We start from the raw sequence: 15,017 nt of genomic DNA on the forward strand, positions 1-15,017 counted from the left end.
TCTAGCACGGGATAAGAACCTCCCCCTATGCCTACCTGGACCCTCTGGGTCGCCTGCCTGGCCCTCTGCTTCATGAGGTCCCTGGTCGCCGCCGCGGAGTCCGCGCTCTATGGGACGTCCGACCTGCGCGCCCAGGAGCTCGCGGAGGAGAGCAAGAGTGTCGCCGCGCGCCGGGTGCTCCGTCACAAGACGGACCGCGAACCCGCCGCCACCGCCCTGCGCCTGGGGATGGTGCTGTCCGGCTTCCTCGCCGCCGCCATTGGCGCCTTCGTCCCGCCGCGCCTCCTGGACTTCAGCCGCTACGCGGAAGCCACCTGGGTGCCCATCGCCACGGTGTGTGCGGGCGCCCTCTTCGTGGGCGTGCTCGCGAGCCTCATGGAGGTGACGCTGCGCGGCCTGGCCAACGGCAACCCGGAGCGCTGGGCCCTGCGCCTGTCGGGCCTGGTGTCCCTGCTGGTGACGGTGCTCTACCCGCCCATGCGCATCATGCTGGGCCTGCTCAACCTGGGCGCCCGCACCATGGGCCGCACCCTGCGCTTCGAGCCGCCGCCCCCGCCCCTGGAGGAGCTGGAGAAGCTGCTCGCCGCCCAGGCCGCGCGCAACGAGGTGGACAAGAGCGCCCCGCAGCTCATCCGCTCCATCTTCGAGCTGTCCGACAAGCGCTGCCGCGACGTGATGGTCAACCGCACGGACGTCGTCTCCGTGGACATCACCACGCCGCCGGACGAGGTGCTGCGCATCCTGGCGGAGGAGAACCACTCGCGCATCCCGGTCTACAAGGACGACGTGGACCACATCGTCGGCGTGCTGCACGCGCGCGACCTCATCCCGCTGCTCCAGCACCCGGAGCTCATCGTCCTGCAGGACGTCATCCGCCCCGCCCACTTCGTGCCGTGGATGAAGCCCGTGGGCGACCTCTTGCGCGACATGCAGAAGCGGAAGATCCACATGGCCATGGTCGTCGACGAGTACGGCGGCTTCATGGGCGTCGTCACCCTGGAGGACATCCTCCGCGAAATCGTGGGCGACATCGGCGACGAGTTCGAGGTGGAGGAGAAGCTCGTCGAGAAGATGGCCGACGGCACCTCGCTGGTGGACGCCGCCATGGAGGTGGATCAGTTCACCAAGCTCTTCGGCTTCCCGCTGCCGGAGGGCGACTTCGACACGCTGGGCGGCTACCTGTCCTCGCTCGCGGGGCACCTGCCGGACGTGGGCGAGCGCTTCACCTACAACGGCTGGCAGTTCGTCGTGGCCACCAAGGAGGGCGCCCGCATCGACCGCGTGCGGATGTCCCGCCTCAAGAGCGTCGCGCCCGGCCTCCCTGACGGACAGCCCCGCGACGGCGTCCTGGCGTCCCGGGACGACGGCCAGGGGGGCCCGCCGCGGCAGCCCCCGGACTCCGGCGCGGCGCCAGACGCCAAGGGCTGAAGGCGCGTCACTGCGCCGGGCTGGACTCCCCGCCCGGCACCCACGCGAGGTCCAGCGAGCGCACGTCCCGGAAGGGCGCGCGCCGCTCGGAGCCCCCGAAGCGCAGCACCACGCCGCCCTCCACCCGCACCACGTGAGAGGCCGCCTCTGGCCGGCCACCGCCGCGCGCCACGGCCAGCGGGAAGGCGACCTCCAGGGGGACCTGGCCCTCGCCGTCCAGGGGCACGCCCATCACCTGCTCGCCCGTGGCCACGCGCCGCCCGTCCACGCGCAGGTCGAAGTCCACGCGCGTGAGCGTGGCCGCGTCCGAGGACGGGTTTCCCACCTGGAGCTTCAGCGTGAGCGCCCCCGAGCCGTCGCGCGTGAAGGCCACGTCCACGGCCTCCACCCGCACCGCCTCGTCGTAGGCGCGCGGGCGGAAGGGCACCACGCCCAGGCAGCCGGACATGCACAGGATGCCGGACAGGCCCAGCCCGAGCACCGCCCGGCGCGAGCGCATCAGCCGCCCAGCAGAGGCTGCAGCGCCTCCACCGTCAGGGGCCAGCCCGCGCGGCGCGCCAGGACCTCCAGCGCCTTGATGAACTCCGCCGCGGTCTGGAAGCGGCGGGCCCGGTCCGCGAACAGCGCCTTGCGCGCCACCCGCGCCGCGTAGTCCGGCAGGTCCGGCGACAGCGTGGAGAGCAGCGGCACGCGGGCGTCGCGCACCTGGTGCATCAGCTGCGCCTCGTTGTCGCCGGTGAAGAGGCGGCGGCCGGCCCACAGCTCCCAGAGGATGACGCCCACCGCGTACAGGTCCGTGCGGGCGTCCACCGCCTGCCCCAGCACCTGCTCCGGGCTCATGTACGGCAGCGTGCCGCGCAGCGCGCCGGAGTCGCCGCGGATCATCCCCTCGACCTCCGCCACGCCGAAGTCGGTGAGCTTCACGTCGCCCTGGACGCCCAGGAGCACGTTGGCGGGGTTCACGTCGCGGTGGACGATGGTGGCGCCGTTCTCCCCCACCTTGGCGCGGTGGATGTAGTCCAGCGCCTTGAGGATGCACCACGCGATGTAGCAGGCGGACTCCGGCGGCATCGCGGCGCCGGCTTTGATCAGCAGCTCCTGCATGTAGCCCAGCGTCCGGCCACTCACGAGCTCCTGCACCATGAGGTAGTCCGGCCCGGCGCGGAACAGCCGGAACGTCCGCACGATGTGCGCGTTGCGCAGGCGCACCGTCAGCTTCGCCTCGTCGACGAAGGCCTTCACATACGCGGGGTCGTTGCGGAAGGACGGGTGCAGCCGCTTGATGACCACTTCCTCGGGCTCGCCCGGGGAGCGCTGGGTCGTCTCACGGGGACGCGCCTGATACACCTCGGCCATGCCGCCGACCGCCAGCCGGCCGACCACTTCATAGCCACCCAGGTCCGGAGCTTCCGCCACGGCGGCAAGTTTAACGCGGATCCGGGAGAGGCCCCACTATTCCTCCACCAGGGAGTGGAAGAGGGCCTCGTACTTCCGGGCGGACGCGGTCCAGGAGAAGTCCTTCCCCATGCCCCGCACCTGGAAGTGCCCCAGCCGTGCGGGGTCCGCGTACAGGGAGAGCGCCCGGCGGATGGCGGCCAGGAGCGCCGAGCGGTGGAAGGCCTCGAAGAGGATGCCATTGCCGTCCAGCCCGCCCTCCACCGTGTCCACCAGCCCGCCCGTGGCCCGGACGATGGGCACCGTGCCGTAGCGCAGGGAATACATCTGGTTCAGCCCGCACGGCTCGTAGCGGCTGGGCATGAGGAAGAAGTCCGACCCGGCCTCCACCAGGTGTGACAACGCCGGGTCGAACCCGATGTGCACGCCCACCTGCCTGGGGAAGCGGGCCTGGAGCGCCCTCAACCCTTCCTCCAGGGCCGGGTCGCCGTTGCCCACCGCCACGAACCGCAGGTCCGCCTGGAGCGCCGCGGGCAGCGTCTCCAGGAGCAGGTCCACGCCCTTCTGCCACGCCAGCCGGCTGACGATGCCGAACACCGGGGCGTTTCCTTGCGTGGGCAGGCCGAAGTGCTCCAGCAGGGCGCGCTTGCAGACGGCCTTCCCCGTCATGTCGTCCTGGCCGTAGCGCGCGGGCAGGTAGGAGTCCGTCTGCGGGTTCCACTCGTGCGCGTCGATGCCGTTGATGATACCGGTGAGCGCGTGCGAGCGGCGGCGCAGCAGGCCATCCAGCCCGTAGCCCTGCTCCGGCGTCTGGATTTCGCGCGCGTAGGTGGGCGACACGGTGGTGAGCGCCTCGGAGTAGACGAGCCCCGCCTTGAGGAAGTTGACGTGGTCGTAGAACTCCACGCCCTCCGGGGTGAAGAGGTCCCACGGCAGCCCCAGGTCCTCCATGGTCCGCTTGGGGAACTGCCCCTGGTAGGCCAGGTTGTGGATGGTGAAGACGCACTTCGCCTTCGCGAGCGGCGTGCTTTGGAAGCCCCGGCGCAGCGCCACCGGGACGAGGCCCGTCTGCCAGTCGTGCAGATGGATGATGTCCGGGAAGAAGCGCAGGCGCTGCGCGGCCTGGAGCGCGCCCACGCACAGGTAGGCGAAGCGGCGGGGGTTGTCCGCGAACTCGCCGGCCGCGTCGCCGTAGAGGCCCTTGCGTCCGCCGTAGAAGGCCTCGTTCTCCAGGAAGAGGACCTCCAGGCGTTCACTGAGTCGCGCGGACAGGATGGGGCCGCCCGTCTCACCGAAGGGGAAGCGCAGCACCAGGGACTGGCCGGTGGGCAGCAACTGTCCGGTGTTGCGCACGTCCTGGTAGCGGGGCGTGACGATCTTCACGTCGTGCCCCAGCCCGGCGAGCGCCGTGGGCAGGGCCCCGGCCACGTCGCCCAGTCCCCCCGTCTTCGAGAAGGGGGTGACCTCCGAGGCGATGAAGAGGATCTTCATGAGTCCCGCCATTGCGTGCGAGTCCCGACAGGGAGTCAACCGCGAACGTGCGCGCCGGGGCCGTGTTTCCTATGGTGCGCCGCGTGACGACGATTCCTCCCGACCCCATCCAGCGCTTCGCCGACCTCTTCGCCCAGGCGAAGGCCGCCATCCCCGTGGACCCCAACGCCATGGTGGTGGCGTCCGTGGACGACCAGGGCCGCCCCAGCTCACGCGTGGTGCTGCTCAAGGACTTCGATGCGCGGGGCTTCGTCTTCTTCACCAACTTCCACAGCCGCAAGGGGCAGCAGTTGCGTGCGCACCCGTACGCGGCGCTGTGCTTCTTCTGGCAGCCCCTGGAGCAGCAGGTGCGCATCGAGGGCCGGGTGGAGCAGGTGAGTGACGAGGAAGCCGACGCGTACTTCCAGAGCCGGGCGCGCGGCAGCCAGATTGGCGCGTGGGCCAGCCTCCAGAGCGAGGAGCTGCCCTCGCGCGAGCTGCTGGACCAGCGCGTGGCGGAGGTGGAGGCGCGCTTCCAGGGCCGCGCGGTGGAGCGCCCGCCGCACTGGAGCGGCTTCCGCGTGGTGCCGGACCGCATCGAGTTCTGGCACGCCCGCCCCAGCCGACTGCACGAGCGCAACGTCTACCTGCGCGACGGCGCGGAGTGGAAGACGCAGCTGCTCTACCCCTGAGTTCTCAGGGCACTCGGTGCTCGCGGAAGGTGACGCGCAGCGTGTACGTGCCCGCCGGGGCCTCCACCCGCACGAAGTCCCGCGCGTGCGGCGTCTGGAGCGTCAGCGTGCCGCCCGTGGCCTGCTTCTCCCAGGCCACCAGCGCCAGGTCGTCCACCGCCGTCACGCCCTGGCCGGACTTCGGGGGCGCGGTGTTGAGCGTCAAATCCAACGCCCAGGGCGCGTTCCACAGGTCCGGCTTCGGTGGGTCGGCGGGGAAGCGCAGGTCCTCCGCCACCAGCGTCCAGTCGTAGGTGCCGCCGTCGTGGCGCAGCAGCGTCTGCTCGCCGAAGAGCGTGTAGGACTCCACGGGCAGGTACTGCACCTTCGCGGAGAACGCGCCGCCGCCCTGCCCCTTCAGCCACGCCACCGCGGTGAGGTCCCGGTTGGGCGGCCCTTCCGCGAAGCCCGGCGGACGGAAGCGGTTCACCAGCTTCACCGCCGCGCTCCGTGAGTCGCTGGCCGCGCGCCGCTGGCAGAGCGCCGCCGCGCCCCGGTGCGGCCCGTCCTGGCACACGTAGCCCGCGTTCGGGCCCACGCTCCAGCGCGTCGCCTCGTTGGCGTCGTCGTCCACGTCGTGGTCCTCGAAGTCGCCGTGCAGGAGCACGTCGCGGCCGGCCTTGAGCTTCACGCCCGTCACGTCCGCGCCCGTGAGCTTCGCCACCGCCACGGACTCGCCTTGCTGGCGCAGGGGCCGCAGGTCCACCGTGGCGCGGCCATTCGCGTCCACCGTCACCGGCACGTCCACGGTGCGCTCGCTCACCGCCGCGTGTCTGTCTTCCGGGAGCAGCTCGCCCCAGGAGGGCTGCGGCACCAGCTCCACGCCGCCCTCGCGGGACAGCTCCGCCAGGTGGCGCAGGAAGCTGTCCGCCAGGTCGCCCGCGACGGGCCGGGGGCGGTAGTCCTCGATGTACACGGGCACCGCGCGGGCGCGGTCCACGCGCGTGCCCGTGGCCTCCACCTCCGCCATCAGGCCCACCATCGTCTCCATGCGGTCCTGGTCGAAGGCGAAGTTGCCCAGCGACTGCGCCATCAACACGCCTTCGTGGCGCGCGAAGCCCTGCGGGATGTGCGGGTGGTGCGCGATGACGAGCCCCGCGCCCGCGTCCACCAGGTCGCGCATCCGCTGCGCCGTCGGAGTGGAGGGTCGGACGCTGTACTCGACGCCGGTGTGCAGCACCGCCACCGGCACGCGCCCCTGCGCCTTCTCCGCGGACAGCAGCGCGGACGCCCGCGTCAGGTTGCGCGCGTCCGCCGCGCCGCCCTGGTTGGGGCCCGCGACGTACTGCTGATCATGCGCGCTGCCGGTGATGGAGCACAGGGAGACGAGGCTGTAGTTCGCGCCCGGGAGCGACATGCGCGCGGGCATGAACGCCGCGTCCTCGTCCTGGCCCGCGCCACTGAAGGCCATGCCCGTCGAGCCCACGTGCGTGAGCGTGTCCGCGAGCCCAGGCGCCAGGTAGTCATAGACGTGGTTGTTGCCCAGGCTCACGTAGTCCACGCCCAGCCACGGCAGCGCGGGCAGCGAGCCGGGCAGCGTGAAGAACGCGTAGGCCTTCTCGTCATGCGGCGTCGCCGGGTGGTCCGTCACCGGCGTCTCCAGGTTCACGGCGCGGAAGTCCGCCGCCTGGAAGTAGGGCCGCACGTGGGTGAAGACGGCCTTCGTGCCCGGCAGCGGATCCGACACGCGGATGAGCGCCGCCGGGTCGTCCTTTGGCATCTGGTTGCGCGGCGTGGTGTCGTCCGGGTCGAGGAAGCGCCGGCCCAGTGACACGTCGCCCGCGAAGAGCATCCGCACGCCCTCCTTCGGAGACAGGCGCACCGGCGGCAGCGTCACGCGCTTCTCCGTGAGGCCCCGGCGCAGCTCCACCGCCACCACCGCCGGACGAAAAGCCTCCGCCTCCACCGTCAGCAGCCGGTTGTGACGGGGCAGCACGGGGAAGCGGAAGTGGCCGGATGCGTTCGTGCGCGCCTGCGCGTCCCCCACCTTCATCACGGCGTCCGCCACCGGCGTGCCCGCCGTGGAGACCAGCGAGCCCTCCAGCGCGATGCCGGTGCAGGCGTAGTCATGGCGCGCGGTCCGCTCGGCTTCGGGCACGGTGGCGTCCGCCGCGGGCTCCGGCGCGCAGGCCGTCAGCACCGGATTCTCCTCCGGTGGGGGCGGCTCCTCCGCCGTCTCGTCGGGTGGCGGCTCCTCGTCCGGGGGTGGCTGGGGAGGCGGAGGCTCTTCCTTGCCGGGCGTTTCGTCCGGAGGCGTCACCGGCGTCGAGGGCTCATCGCCCGGCGTCACGGCCTCCTGCCCCTGCTTCGGCGTGGACGCGCCAGGACCGCACGCCACCAGACACGCCGCCACCCACGCCACGGACCATCGCCGCCACGCCATCCCACCCCTCCACCGCGGACTGCCTCGCGACGAGATGGGGACGACGGCAGGCAGGCGCCAGCGACGGCCTCGGACCCGGGGGCTGCTTGCCTGCCCCCGGGGGCCGGGGCGTGTTCAGCAGGGAACAACGACCCTGTCACCGGGGTCCACTACCAGGGCACCTCCGCGCCTTCGTAGTCGAAGAACCGGCCGGAGTGCTCCAGCGAGACGCTGTCGATGACCCGCAGCATCCCGCGCACGGACTCCTCCGCCGGCAGCGGCGCGTCGTGCCCGCCCATGTCCGTCTGCACCCAACCCGGATGCAGCAGCACGCACGCCAGGCCTTCGCGGCGCAGGTCGTTGGACATGGAGCGCACGCCCATGTTCAGCGCGGCCTTGGACATGCGGTAGGCGTACGCGCCGCCCTCCGTGTTGCTGGAGAGCGAACCCATGCGCGACGTGACGTGCGCCACCTTGCGCCCCGCGCCGTGCCGCAGCGCGGGCAGGAGCGCGGAGGTGATGCGCAGCGGCCCGAGCGCGTTCACCTCGATGGTGCGCGCCAGGTCCTCGTAGTCCAGCTCATGCAGCCCCACCCACTGGCCGGACACGCCCGCGTTGTTGATGAGCACGTCCACCGGCTCGCGGCAGACGCGCTCCGCGAACGCGTGCACGCTGTCCGCGCGGGTGACATCCAATGGGTGGATCCTCAGGCGGCTGCCCGCCTCCAGCAGCAGCGGCTCCAGCCGGCGCGCCAGCTCCGGAGCACGCACACCCGCATCCACCGTTTCTCCCCGCCGCAGCAGTTGCTGCACGAATTCGAAACCGATGCCACGGCTTGCTCCCGTGATGACATAGCGCATGCCTTTATTAACGCGCCGGGTGGCTCTCCTTGGCAAAGGTCTTGCCTTCGCACTAAGGCGCCCGGGGTTGCTCACCTCACGACAAGCTCGGGAGTAGGACGACATGACGGTCGCGGTCATTGGGGGAGGCATCACCGGACTGGCGCTGGCCTATCAATTGCGGGCTCGCGGTACTGATGCCGTGGTGCTGGAGTCGACGTCACGCGTGGGTGGAAACGTGCAGACCCACGCACGCGGGGGCTACCTGTTGGAGGCGGGGCCCAACAGCTTCCTGGACCGGGAACCCACGACGCGTGAACTGGCGGAAGCGCTGGGAGTGTCATCCCGGATTCGTCCGGCGGATGCGGCGGCGAAAAACCGTTACGTATTCACCCGGGGTGCCCTGCGGGCCCTGCCCACATCGCCCCCGGCGTTCCTGAAATCCGACATCCTCCCCCTTGCGTCCCGCCTGCGGGTGGTGGGGGAGCTGTTCAGCGGACGCAACCCCACGGGTGCGGACGAGTCCCTGGCCACGTTGGGGCGGCGCCACCTGGGACGTGAGGCGACGGCGGTGCTGCTGGACGCGATGCAGACGGGCACCTACGCGGGCGACCCGGAGCAGCTCAGCGCGGAGGCCACGTTCCCGCAGCTCGTGAAGCTCGAGCGGGAGCACCGCAGCCTCATCCTGGGCGCCATCCGCGCGCAGCGCGCGGCGCGACAGGCGAAGGGCGCGGCGGAGCCAGGGCCCCGGCTCACCGGGCAGATGAGCACGTTCGACGGCGGCCTGGGCGTGCTGGTGGACGCGCTGGCGAAGGCGCTGGGCGACCGCGTGAGCACGGACGCGAAGGTGGAGGGGCTGGAGCGCGCGGCGGACGGCTGGAAGGTGCGCTACCAGCACCGGGGCCAGCCGGCGGAGCTGACCGCGTCGGACGTGGTGCTGGCGGTGCCCGCGCACGTGGCGGCGTCGCTCGTGCGTCCGCTGGACGCGGAGCTGGCGGCGAAGGCGGACGCCATCCCGTACGCGCCCATCGCCGTGGTGCACCTGGGCTTCGCGCCGGGGACGGTGCCGAAGCCGGACGGGTTCGGGTTCCTGATTCCGGCGGTGGAGGGCACGGCGATGCTGGGCACCATCCATGTCTCCACCACGTTCCCCTTCCGCGTGGAGGGCGGGCGCGTGCTGCTGACGTGTCTGATGGGCGGCGCTCGCCGTCCGGAGGTCGTCTCGCGCGACGAGGACGCGCTGGTGGCGCTGGCGCGCGAGGAGCTGAAGACGATGGCGGGGCTCACCGCGACGCCGGAGCTGACGGCGGTGTTCCGCTGGCCGCGCGGGATTCCGCAGTACACCGTGGGGCACCTGGAGCGCCTGGCGGCGATGGAGGAGCGGCTGAAGCGCTGGCCCGGCCTGCACCTCGCCGGCAACGCGTACCGGGGCGTGGGCGTCAACGACTGCCTCAAGGAGGCGGCGCGGCTGGCGGAGGCGCTGGGAGGGCCCGCGGCGGGTGCCGCCCGGAGCGCCTGAGCGACCGCTCACCCAGGGACAGCGACGGCCGGGGGCAACCCTCCCTGGAGGGGCCCTGGGTCGATGCCAGAGTCCGTGGGCATGTTTCATGGACACTGGAGAAGCCCCCCATGTTCTCACTGCGCTCGCCGCTCCTGTCCATGCTCGCCGTCCTCTTCTTCCCCGCGCTCCTCGCCGGGACGTTCGTCCTGGAGCTCGTCCCCGCGACCGCGCCCCAGCGCTAGGACGCGGGACGGTGTAGCCTCCCGCTTCCGCATGCCGGAGACGTCGTCGGAAGGCTCCATCGTTCGCGCCACGCTGCGCGCGCTCATCGCACCGTGGCGGCTGGCCCCCATCGTCCTGGTGTCCATCCCGCTGCTCGTGGCCCAGGTGCGCTGGAGCGTGGACCCTCGCGCGTTCTGGCTCGGGCTGCTGCTGTGCCTGATGTGCGTCGCGGTGGCGCCCGTGTCGTACCGGGTGATGTTTCCGGAAGGACTGGACCTGAGCCACGGCGGCATCCGCCTGCTGCTCTACGCGGCGGTGGGCTGCGGCGTGGTGCTGTCGGTGGGCTACGCCCTGCCGCGCGTCACGCTGATGCAGGACACGTTCCTGTCGGAGCCGTACAACCTGGCCATCTGCGGCGGGCTGTTCCTCGTCGCGGGCTGGGGGTTGGGGCGGGACATCGGCTTCGAGGAGACGCTGGCCCGTGAGCGCGCCCGCGCCACCCGCTTCGCCTGGGAGGCGGAGCAGGCGCAGCTGCTGGCGCTGCGCAGCCACCTGGATCCGCACTTTCTCTTCAACACGCTGAACGCCATCGCGGAGTGGTGCCGCGAGGACGGCGCCGTCGCGGAGGCCGCGGTGCTGCGGCTGTCCACGATGCTCCGCTCGGTGCTCGCGGGCGTGCGCAGCGTCACCTGGCCACTGTCGCAGGAGCTGGAGCTGATGCACACGCTCTTCGACCTGCACCTGTTGCGCGACCCGGACCTGTTCCAGCTGCGCATGGACGTGGCGGACGGGCTTTCGGACGTGCCCGTGCCGCCGCTGCTGCTGCTGCCCCTGGCGGAGAACGCGGTGAAGCACGGCCCGGCGGCAGGCCACCGGGGGCCGCTGAGCGTGGAGGTGGCCGCGCGCGAGGGGGCGGTGGTGGTCACCATCGACAACCCGGGCGCGTCGAAGGGCCCCCGCGAGGGCAGCGTGGGCCTGCCCACCGTGGAGCGGCGGCTGGCGCTGGCCTATGGCGGCCACGCGCTGCTGTCCCTGGAGAGCGCCGACGGGCGCACCCGTGTCACCGTCACCCTGCCCCGCCAGGGCCCCCAACCCGGAGTCCTCACGTGAGAGAGCCCTTGCGCGTCCTCATCGCAGACGATGAACTGCTGGCCCGCAAGCGCCTGTCCCGCCTCCTGGCCGCGCTGCCCGACGTGAGCGTCTGCGGCGAGGCGGTGGACGGAGACTCGGTGCTCGCGGCGGTGCGCGCGGGCGGCGTGGACGTGGTGCTGCTGGACATCCACATGCCGGGCCTGAGCGGGCTGGACGCGATGGCGCTGCTGCCGGAGGGCGGGCCCCACGTCATCTTCTGCACCGCGCACGCGGAGCACGCGGTGAACGCCTTCGAGCACGGCGCGGTGGACTACGTCCTCAAGCCCGTGGAGGCGGCGCGGCTGCAGAAGGCGCTGGAGCGCGCGCGGGCGCGGCTGCCGGCGCGGGTGAAGGCCATCCCCACGACGGCGCCGGCATCAGGCGCGGAGAAGCCCGCGCTGGCGCGGCTGCCCATCCCGACGCGGCAGGGGCTGGTGCTGGTGTCGCCGGACGCCATCTCCCACGCGTCGCTGGAGGACGAGCTGGTGACGGTGTTCACCGCGCAGGGCGACTACCTCACCGACTTCACGCTCAACGAACTGGCGGACAAGCTGCCACCGGAGCACTTCCACCGGGTGCACCGCCGCGCGCTGCTCAACCTGGCCCACGTGACGCGGCTGGAGCCCCTGGAGACCGGCGGCTACCTGGCGCGCACGGCGCGGGGCCACTCGGTGGAGGTGAGCCGCCAGTCCGCGCGCGAGCTGCGCCGCATGCTGGGCCTGCGCAAGGGCGCGGAGGACGAGGGCTGAGCGCGGCCGCCAGTCCGCGCCATCCACCGAGGACTGACGCCAGCAACGCCGGAGCGGGCACGGCGAAGCGCCCGGCTCCGGTGCCGTGCGCCTTCAGTTCCAGACGAACAGCCGGTGCACCTGCGCCGCGTCGTCGCCCAGCGTGTCCGTCAGGGCCTGCTTCGCGGGGCCGGGCAGCTCCACTCCACCGCGCGCGCAGCGGGCCGCCTCTTCCACGGCGAAGGCGGGCGCGTTGCAGAACGACTCCTGCCAGCGCGACATGAGCGAGGCGAAGAAGGTCTGCTCGTAGCCGCGCAGCTGCCCGTCCAGCCAGCCCTCCTTGTTGGGCCGCTCGAACTTCTGCGGCCGCACGCCGCCGGGCTCGAAGGTGATGTTGTGCTCGTAGCCGGAGGCCTCCAGGGCGTTCTCCGCCTTCACCGCCAGCGGCGCGTGCCGCTCCTGGAGGATGCCCTGGGCCACCACCGCGAAGTGGTACTCCACGCCCCGCCGCTGCGCGTGGTAGTCGAACGAGCGCGACACGTCGCGGTACTTCGTCACCTCGACCGTCGTCTTGTACTCGACCGTCTTCTTCTGCTGGACCAGGCGCTTCTTCATCACGCCCTTGTCCTCGTAGGACTCCTCCACCGTGTACGGCACCTCCGCCGTCGCGGTGCGGTCCTCGTGGTCCGTGTACGGAACGCGCTCCGTCCACGGCGCCGTCAGCGTCACCGGCTCGCTCAGGCGCCGCTCGCTCAGGCTCCCCGCGATGGTCATCGGCGCGTGGCGCTGGGACGCCTCCGAGTACCAGGGCGAGGCCTCGAACGCGCCCGACAGCCGCGTCATCAGGTACTGCACGACGTCGTTGCTGATGCCATCCACGGACACCTGCCACGTGGGCACGCCCAGCGCCTCCGGGAACATCCCCGCTTGGGGCGAGGGCTGCTGGTAGTGCCCGCAGTAGCGAGCCACCAGCTCCGCCCAGTGCTGCGCGCCGCCGGACAGCGACTGCTTCAGGTTCGCGCACGTCGCCGCGCCGCCCTGCGCCACCGCCTCCTCCATGTCGCGGCGGATGGGCGCCATCTCCGGGTGGGCCAGCAGCGCGCGCTTGCGGTCCAGGTGCGACTCCGCCGTCAGCGCGTGGCCCCGCTTCGCCGGGTCGATGATGAGCTGGCGCAGGTGCCGGTGCGTGCCCGCCATCTCCTCCAGCAGCGAGCTCTCCATGCCGCCATCCAGCTTGGAGTTCCACTTCACCTTGTAGGTGAAGAACTGCTCCAGGTTCACTTCCGCGTCCTCGTCCCGGCCCTCCACGCGCGCCTGGCGGGCCTGGGTGAGCAGCTGCGACAGGCCGCGCCAGCGCAGGTCCTCCAGCGACGCGCGGTACTCCGGGTTGTTGGGCTCGTCCTGGACGAGCTTCACGTAGACCTCGGCCGCCTCGACGAAGCGGCCCTTCTCCGCCAGGTCATTGGCTTTGCCCCGGGTGGTCGAGCACGCGGACAGGACGCCCGCGCACAGGAGCGCCGGCACGAGGAAGGACCTCCGGCGGGCGCCGGAGCGGAACGAAGCAAGGAGCGAGGCAATCACGGGAACGGCACCCTTCAGCACGAGGCACGAGGCCCCGCCCGCTGACCTACAGGATGGCCGGATTATTCACCGCGACCGCCCCGTCCCGACAAGGCCCGGGGTCCGAAGACCCCGGGGCACGTCAGCGCTCCACCGGCCAGGTGTGCACCGGCAGCCCCTCCTCCGACAGCTCCAGGTAGCGCTCCAGCAGGGCCGCCAGCGCGTCCTGCCGGGGCATGTGGGCCTCCAGCCGCTCCAGCACCGCCCGCTGCCAGCGCGCCCCGGTCCGTTGAATCGCCACGCGCCGGGCGATGATGTCCAGGAGGCCGTCCGCCTCCGCCGCCTCCACCCCGGCCTCCAGCAGCCCGCGCCGCGCCACGGGCAACAGCTGCTTCACCAGCTCCACCGCCGGCAACACCCGGGGGCTGGGCGCGGTCTCCGCCGGCCACAGCAACTTCGCGCCCAGACCGTAGTGCGCCGCCTGCTTGAAGTTGCGCCGCGCCTGCCAGAAGGGCAGCGCCGGCAGCAGCGCGTCCACCCGCTCCGCGAGCCCCAGCGTCAGCCCCAGCATGAACGCGCCGTTGGCCACCATGTCCACCGGCGTGGGGCCGGAGGGCAGCGCGCGGAACTCGATGCGCACGTGGCCTTCGCCGTGCGGATCATAGACGGCCCGGTTCCACGACCAGACCGTCCCCGTGTGCAGCCGCAGCTCCTCCAGCTTCGGCAGGCCCCCGGCGGCCACCACCTCCAGCGGGGACTCCTGCCCCATCACCGGCAGCAGCGCCGGGTAGAGCGCCACGGCCTCCGCGAACAGCTCGTGCGGGCCCTCGCGCACCCAGCCGTGTCCGAACGTCACGCGCGGGTGCAGGTGCGCGGCCTCGTCGCTGTCGCTGCGGTCGTCCGTGGCCTGCTGGAAGAGCGCCACGCGCGTCTCCTCCCACAGCCGCTTGCCCAGGAACACCGGCGAGTTTCCGCACGCGGCCAGCACCGGCCCGGTGGCCAGCTGCGCGGCGTTGTACACGCGCGCGAAGTCCTCCGGGGCCACGCGCAGGTGGAACTGGAGCGACGTGTTCGCCCCCTCCAGCGTCACGTCCTCCCAGGTGAGGTTGAGCGTGTCGTCGCCCGCGATGGCCACCTGGAAGGGCCCGTCGCGCCGCTTGCGGATGGCCGAGGCCAGCGCCCGGTAGCGCGGCTGCGGCGTGAGCGCGTTCTTCCCCAGGTCCGCCTGCCGCAGCGTGGGCAGGATGCCCACCGCCGCCACGCGCGCGCCCTCCGTCGCCGCCGCGCGCCTCAGCTCCGCCAGCACGTCGTCCAGCTGGGCCTGGAGCCCGGTGAACGGCCGCCCCGCGAGCAGCGAGGGGCGCAGGTTCATCTCCATGTTGAAGCGGTTGAGCTCCAGCGTCAGCCGGTCGTCCTTCGACTTCGCCAGCACCTGCTGGTTCACCGGCAGCGGGAAGCCCGCGCCGTCCACCAGCGCCACCTCCAGCTCCGCGCCCATCGTCACGGGCCCCACGCCGAAGCCGGGACGTTGGAGCACCTGCCGCAGCGCCTCCAGGCTCTCCGCGAGCCGCGCCACGAACCGCGTGTGCTCCTCCGGCGTGAACTCCTCCTGCTGGATGGCCAGTCCCATAGGCCCTCCACGATTGGCAC

12 protein-coding genes are annotated in these 15,017 nt (G+C 72.1%); 5 read left to right on the forward strand and 7 right to left on the reverse strand.

The genetic code is table 11. The features are described 5' to 3' along the window. Positions 1–27: 27 nt before the first annotated feature. Complete coding sequence (locus JYJ93_RS36785; RefSeq protein ID WP_206799311.1) at positions 28–1,428, forward strand: hemolysin family protein; 1,401 nt, start codon at positions 28–30, stop codon at positions 1,426–1,428. A 7-nt stretch (positions 1,429–1,435) separates the two neighbouring features. On the opposite strand, the gene JYJ93_RS36790 is transcribed toward JYJ93_RS36785, so the two are convergent. Genes JYJ93_RS36790 through glgA form a run of 3 tightly spaced genes read right to left on the reverse strand, consistent with a single transcriptional unit; the run spans position 1,436 to position 4,314 of the window. Next, the gene (locus JYJ93_RS36790) at positions 1,436–1,927 is read right to left on the reverse strand and encodes a hypothetical protein (RefSeq protein WP_206799313.1); all 492 of its coding nucleotides are present in this window, start codon (positions 1,925–1,927) and stop codon (positions 1,436–1,438) included. Then, positions 1,927–2,844 carry a serine/threonine-protein kinase gene (locus tag JYJ93_RS36795; RefSeq protein ID WP_206799315.1) on the reverse strand — a complete coding sequence of 306 codons (918 nt, stop codon included), beginning with the start codon at positions 2,842–2,844 and terminating at the stop codon, positions 1,927–1,929. The genes JYJ93_RS36790 and JYJ93_RS36795 overlap by 1 nt, the downstream gene beginning before the upstream one ends. Before the next feature lie 36 nt (positions 2,845–2,880). Continuing rightward, positions 2,881–4,314: a glycogen synthase GlgA gene (glgA, locus tag JYJ93_RS36800; protein ID WP_206799317.1), complete on the reverse strand. Its 1,434-nt coding sequence runs from the start codon at positions 4,312–4,314 to the stop codon at positions 2,881–2,883. A gap of 71 nt (positions 4,315–4,385) precedes the next feature. Between glgA and pdxH the strand changes: the two genes are divergently transcribed. Further along, positions 4,386–4,985 carry a pyridoxamine 5'-phosphate oxidase gene (gene pdxH / locus JYJ93_RS36805; protein WP_206800638.1) on the forward strand — a complete coding sequence of 200 codons (600 nt, stop codon included), beginning with the start codon at positions 4,386–4,388 and terminating at the stop codon, positions 4,983–4,985. Between the two features lie 4 nt (positions 4,986–4,989). Here the strand turns inward: pdxH and JYJ93_RS36810 are convergent, their stop codons facing one another. Then, a complete protein-coding gene (locus tag JYJ93_RS36810) occupies positions 4,990–7,407 on the reverse strand; it encodes a CapA family protein (RefSeq protein WP_206799318.1) in 2,418 nt (805 codons plus the stop codon). 149 nt (positions 7,408–7,556) lie between these two features. Continuing rightward, on the reverse strand, positions 7,557–8,246 hold the full coding sequence (locus JYJ93_RS36815; RefSeq protein ID WP_206799320.1) for an SDR family oxidoreductase: 690 nt from the start codon (positions 8,244–8,246) through the stop codon (positions 7,557–7,559). A gap of 103 nt (positions 8,247–8,349) precedes the next feature. Between JYJ93_RS36815 and hemG the strand changes: the two genes are divergently transcribed. From hemG to JYJ93_RS36830, 3 genes are all read left to right on the forward strand, one after another. Next, a complete protein-coding gene (gene hemG / locus JYJ93_RS36820) occupies positions 8,350–9,744 on the forward strand; it encodes a protoporphyrinogen oxidase (RefSeq protein ID WP_206799322.1) in 1,395 nt (464 codons plus the stop codon). Positions 9,745–9,999: 255 nt separating this feature from the next. Further along, complete coding sequence (locus JYJ93_RS36825; protein ID WP_206799324.1) at positions 10,000–11,058, forward strand: histidine kinase; 1,059 nt, start codon at positions 10,000–10,002, stop codon at positions 11,056–11,058. Next, complete coding sequence (locus tag JYJ93_RS36830; protein ID WP_206799326.1) at positions 11,055–11,828, forward strand: LytTR family DNA-binding domain-containing protein; 774 nt, start codon at positions 11,055–11,057, stop codon at positions 11,826–11,828. The genes JYJ93_RS36825 and JYJ93_RS36830 overlap by 4 nt, the downstream gene beginning before the upstream one ends. Positions 11,829–11,921: 93 nt before the next feature. On the opposite strand, the gene JYJ93_RS36835 is transcribed toward JYJ93_RS36830, so the two are convergent. Next, positions 11,922–13,388, reverse strand: a complete 1,467-nt coding sequence (locus JYJ93_RS36835) for a hypothetical protein (RefSeq protein WP_206799328.1) — start codon at positions 13,386–13,388, stop codon at positions 11,922–11,924. A 121-nt stretch (positions 13,389–13,509) separates the two neighbouring features. Further along, the gene (locus JYJ93_RS36840; protein ID WP_206799330.1) at positions 13,510–14,997 is read right to left on the reverse strand and encodes a glutamate--cysteine ligase; all 1,488 of its coding nucleotides are present in this window, start codon (positions 14,995–14,997) and stop codon (positions 13,510–13,512) included. Positions 14,998–15,017: the final 20 nt, after the last annotated feature.

Origin of the sequence: Corallococcus sp. NCSPR001, assembly GCF_017309135.1 — a bacterium.
Taxonomy (GTDB): Bacteria; Myxococcota; Myxococcia; order Myxococcales; family Myxococcaceae; genus Corallococcus.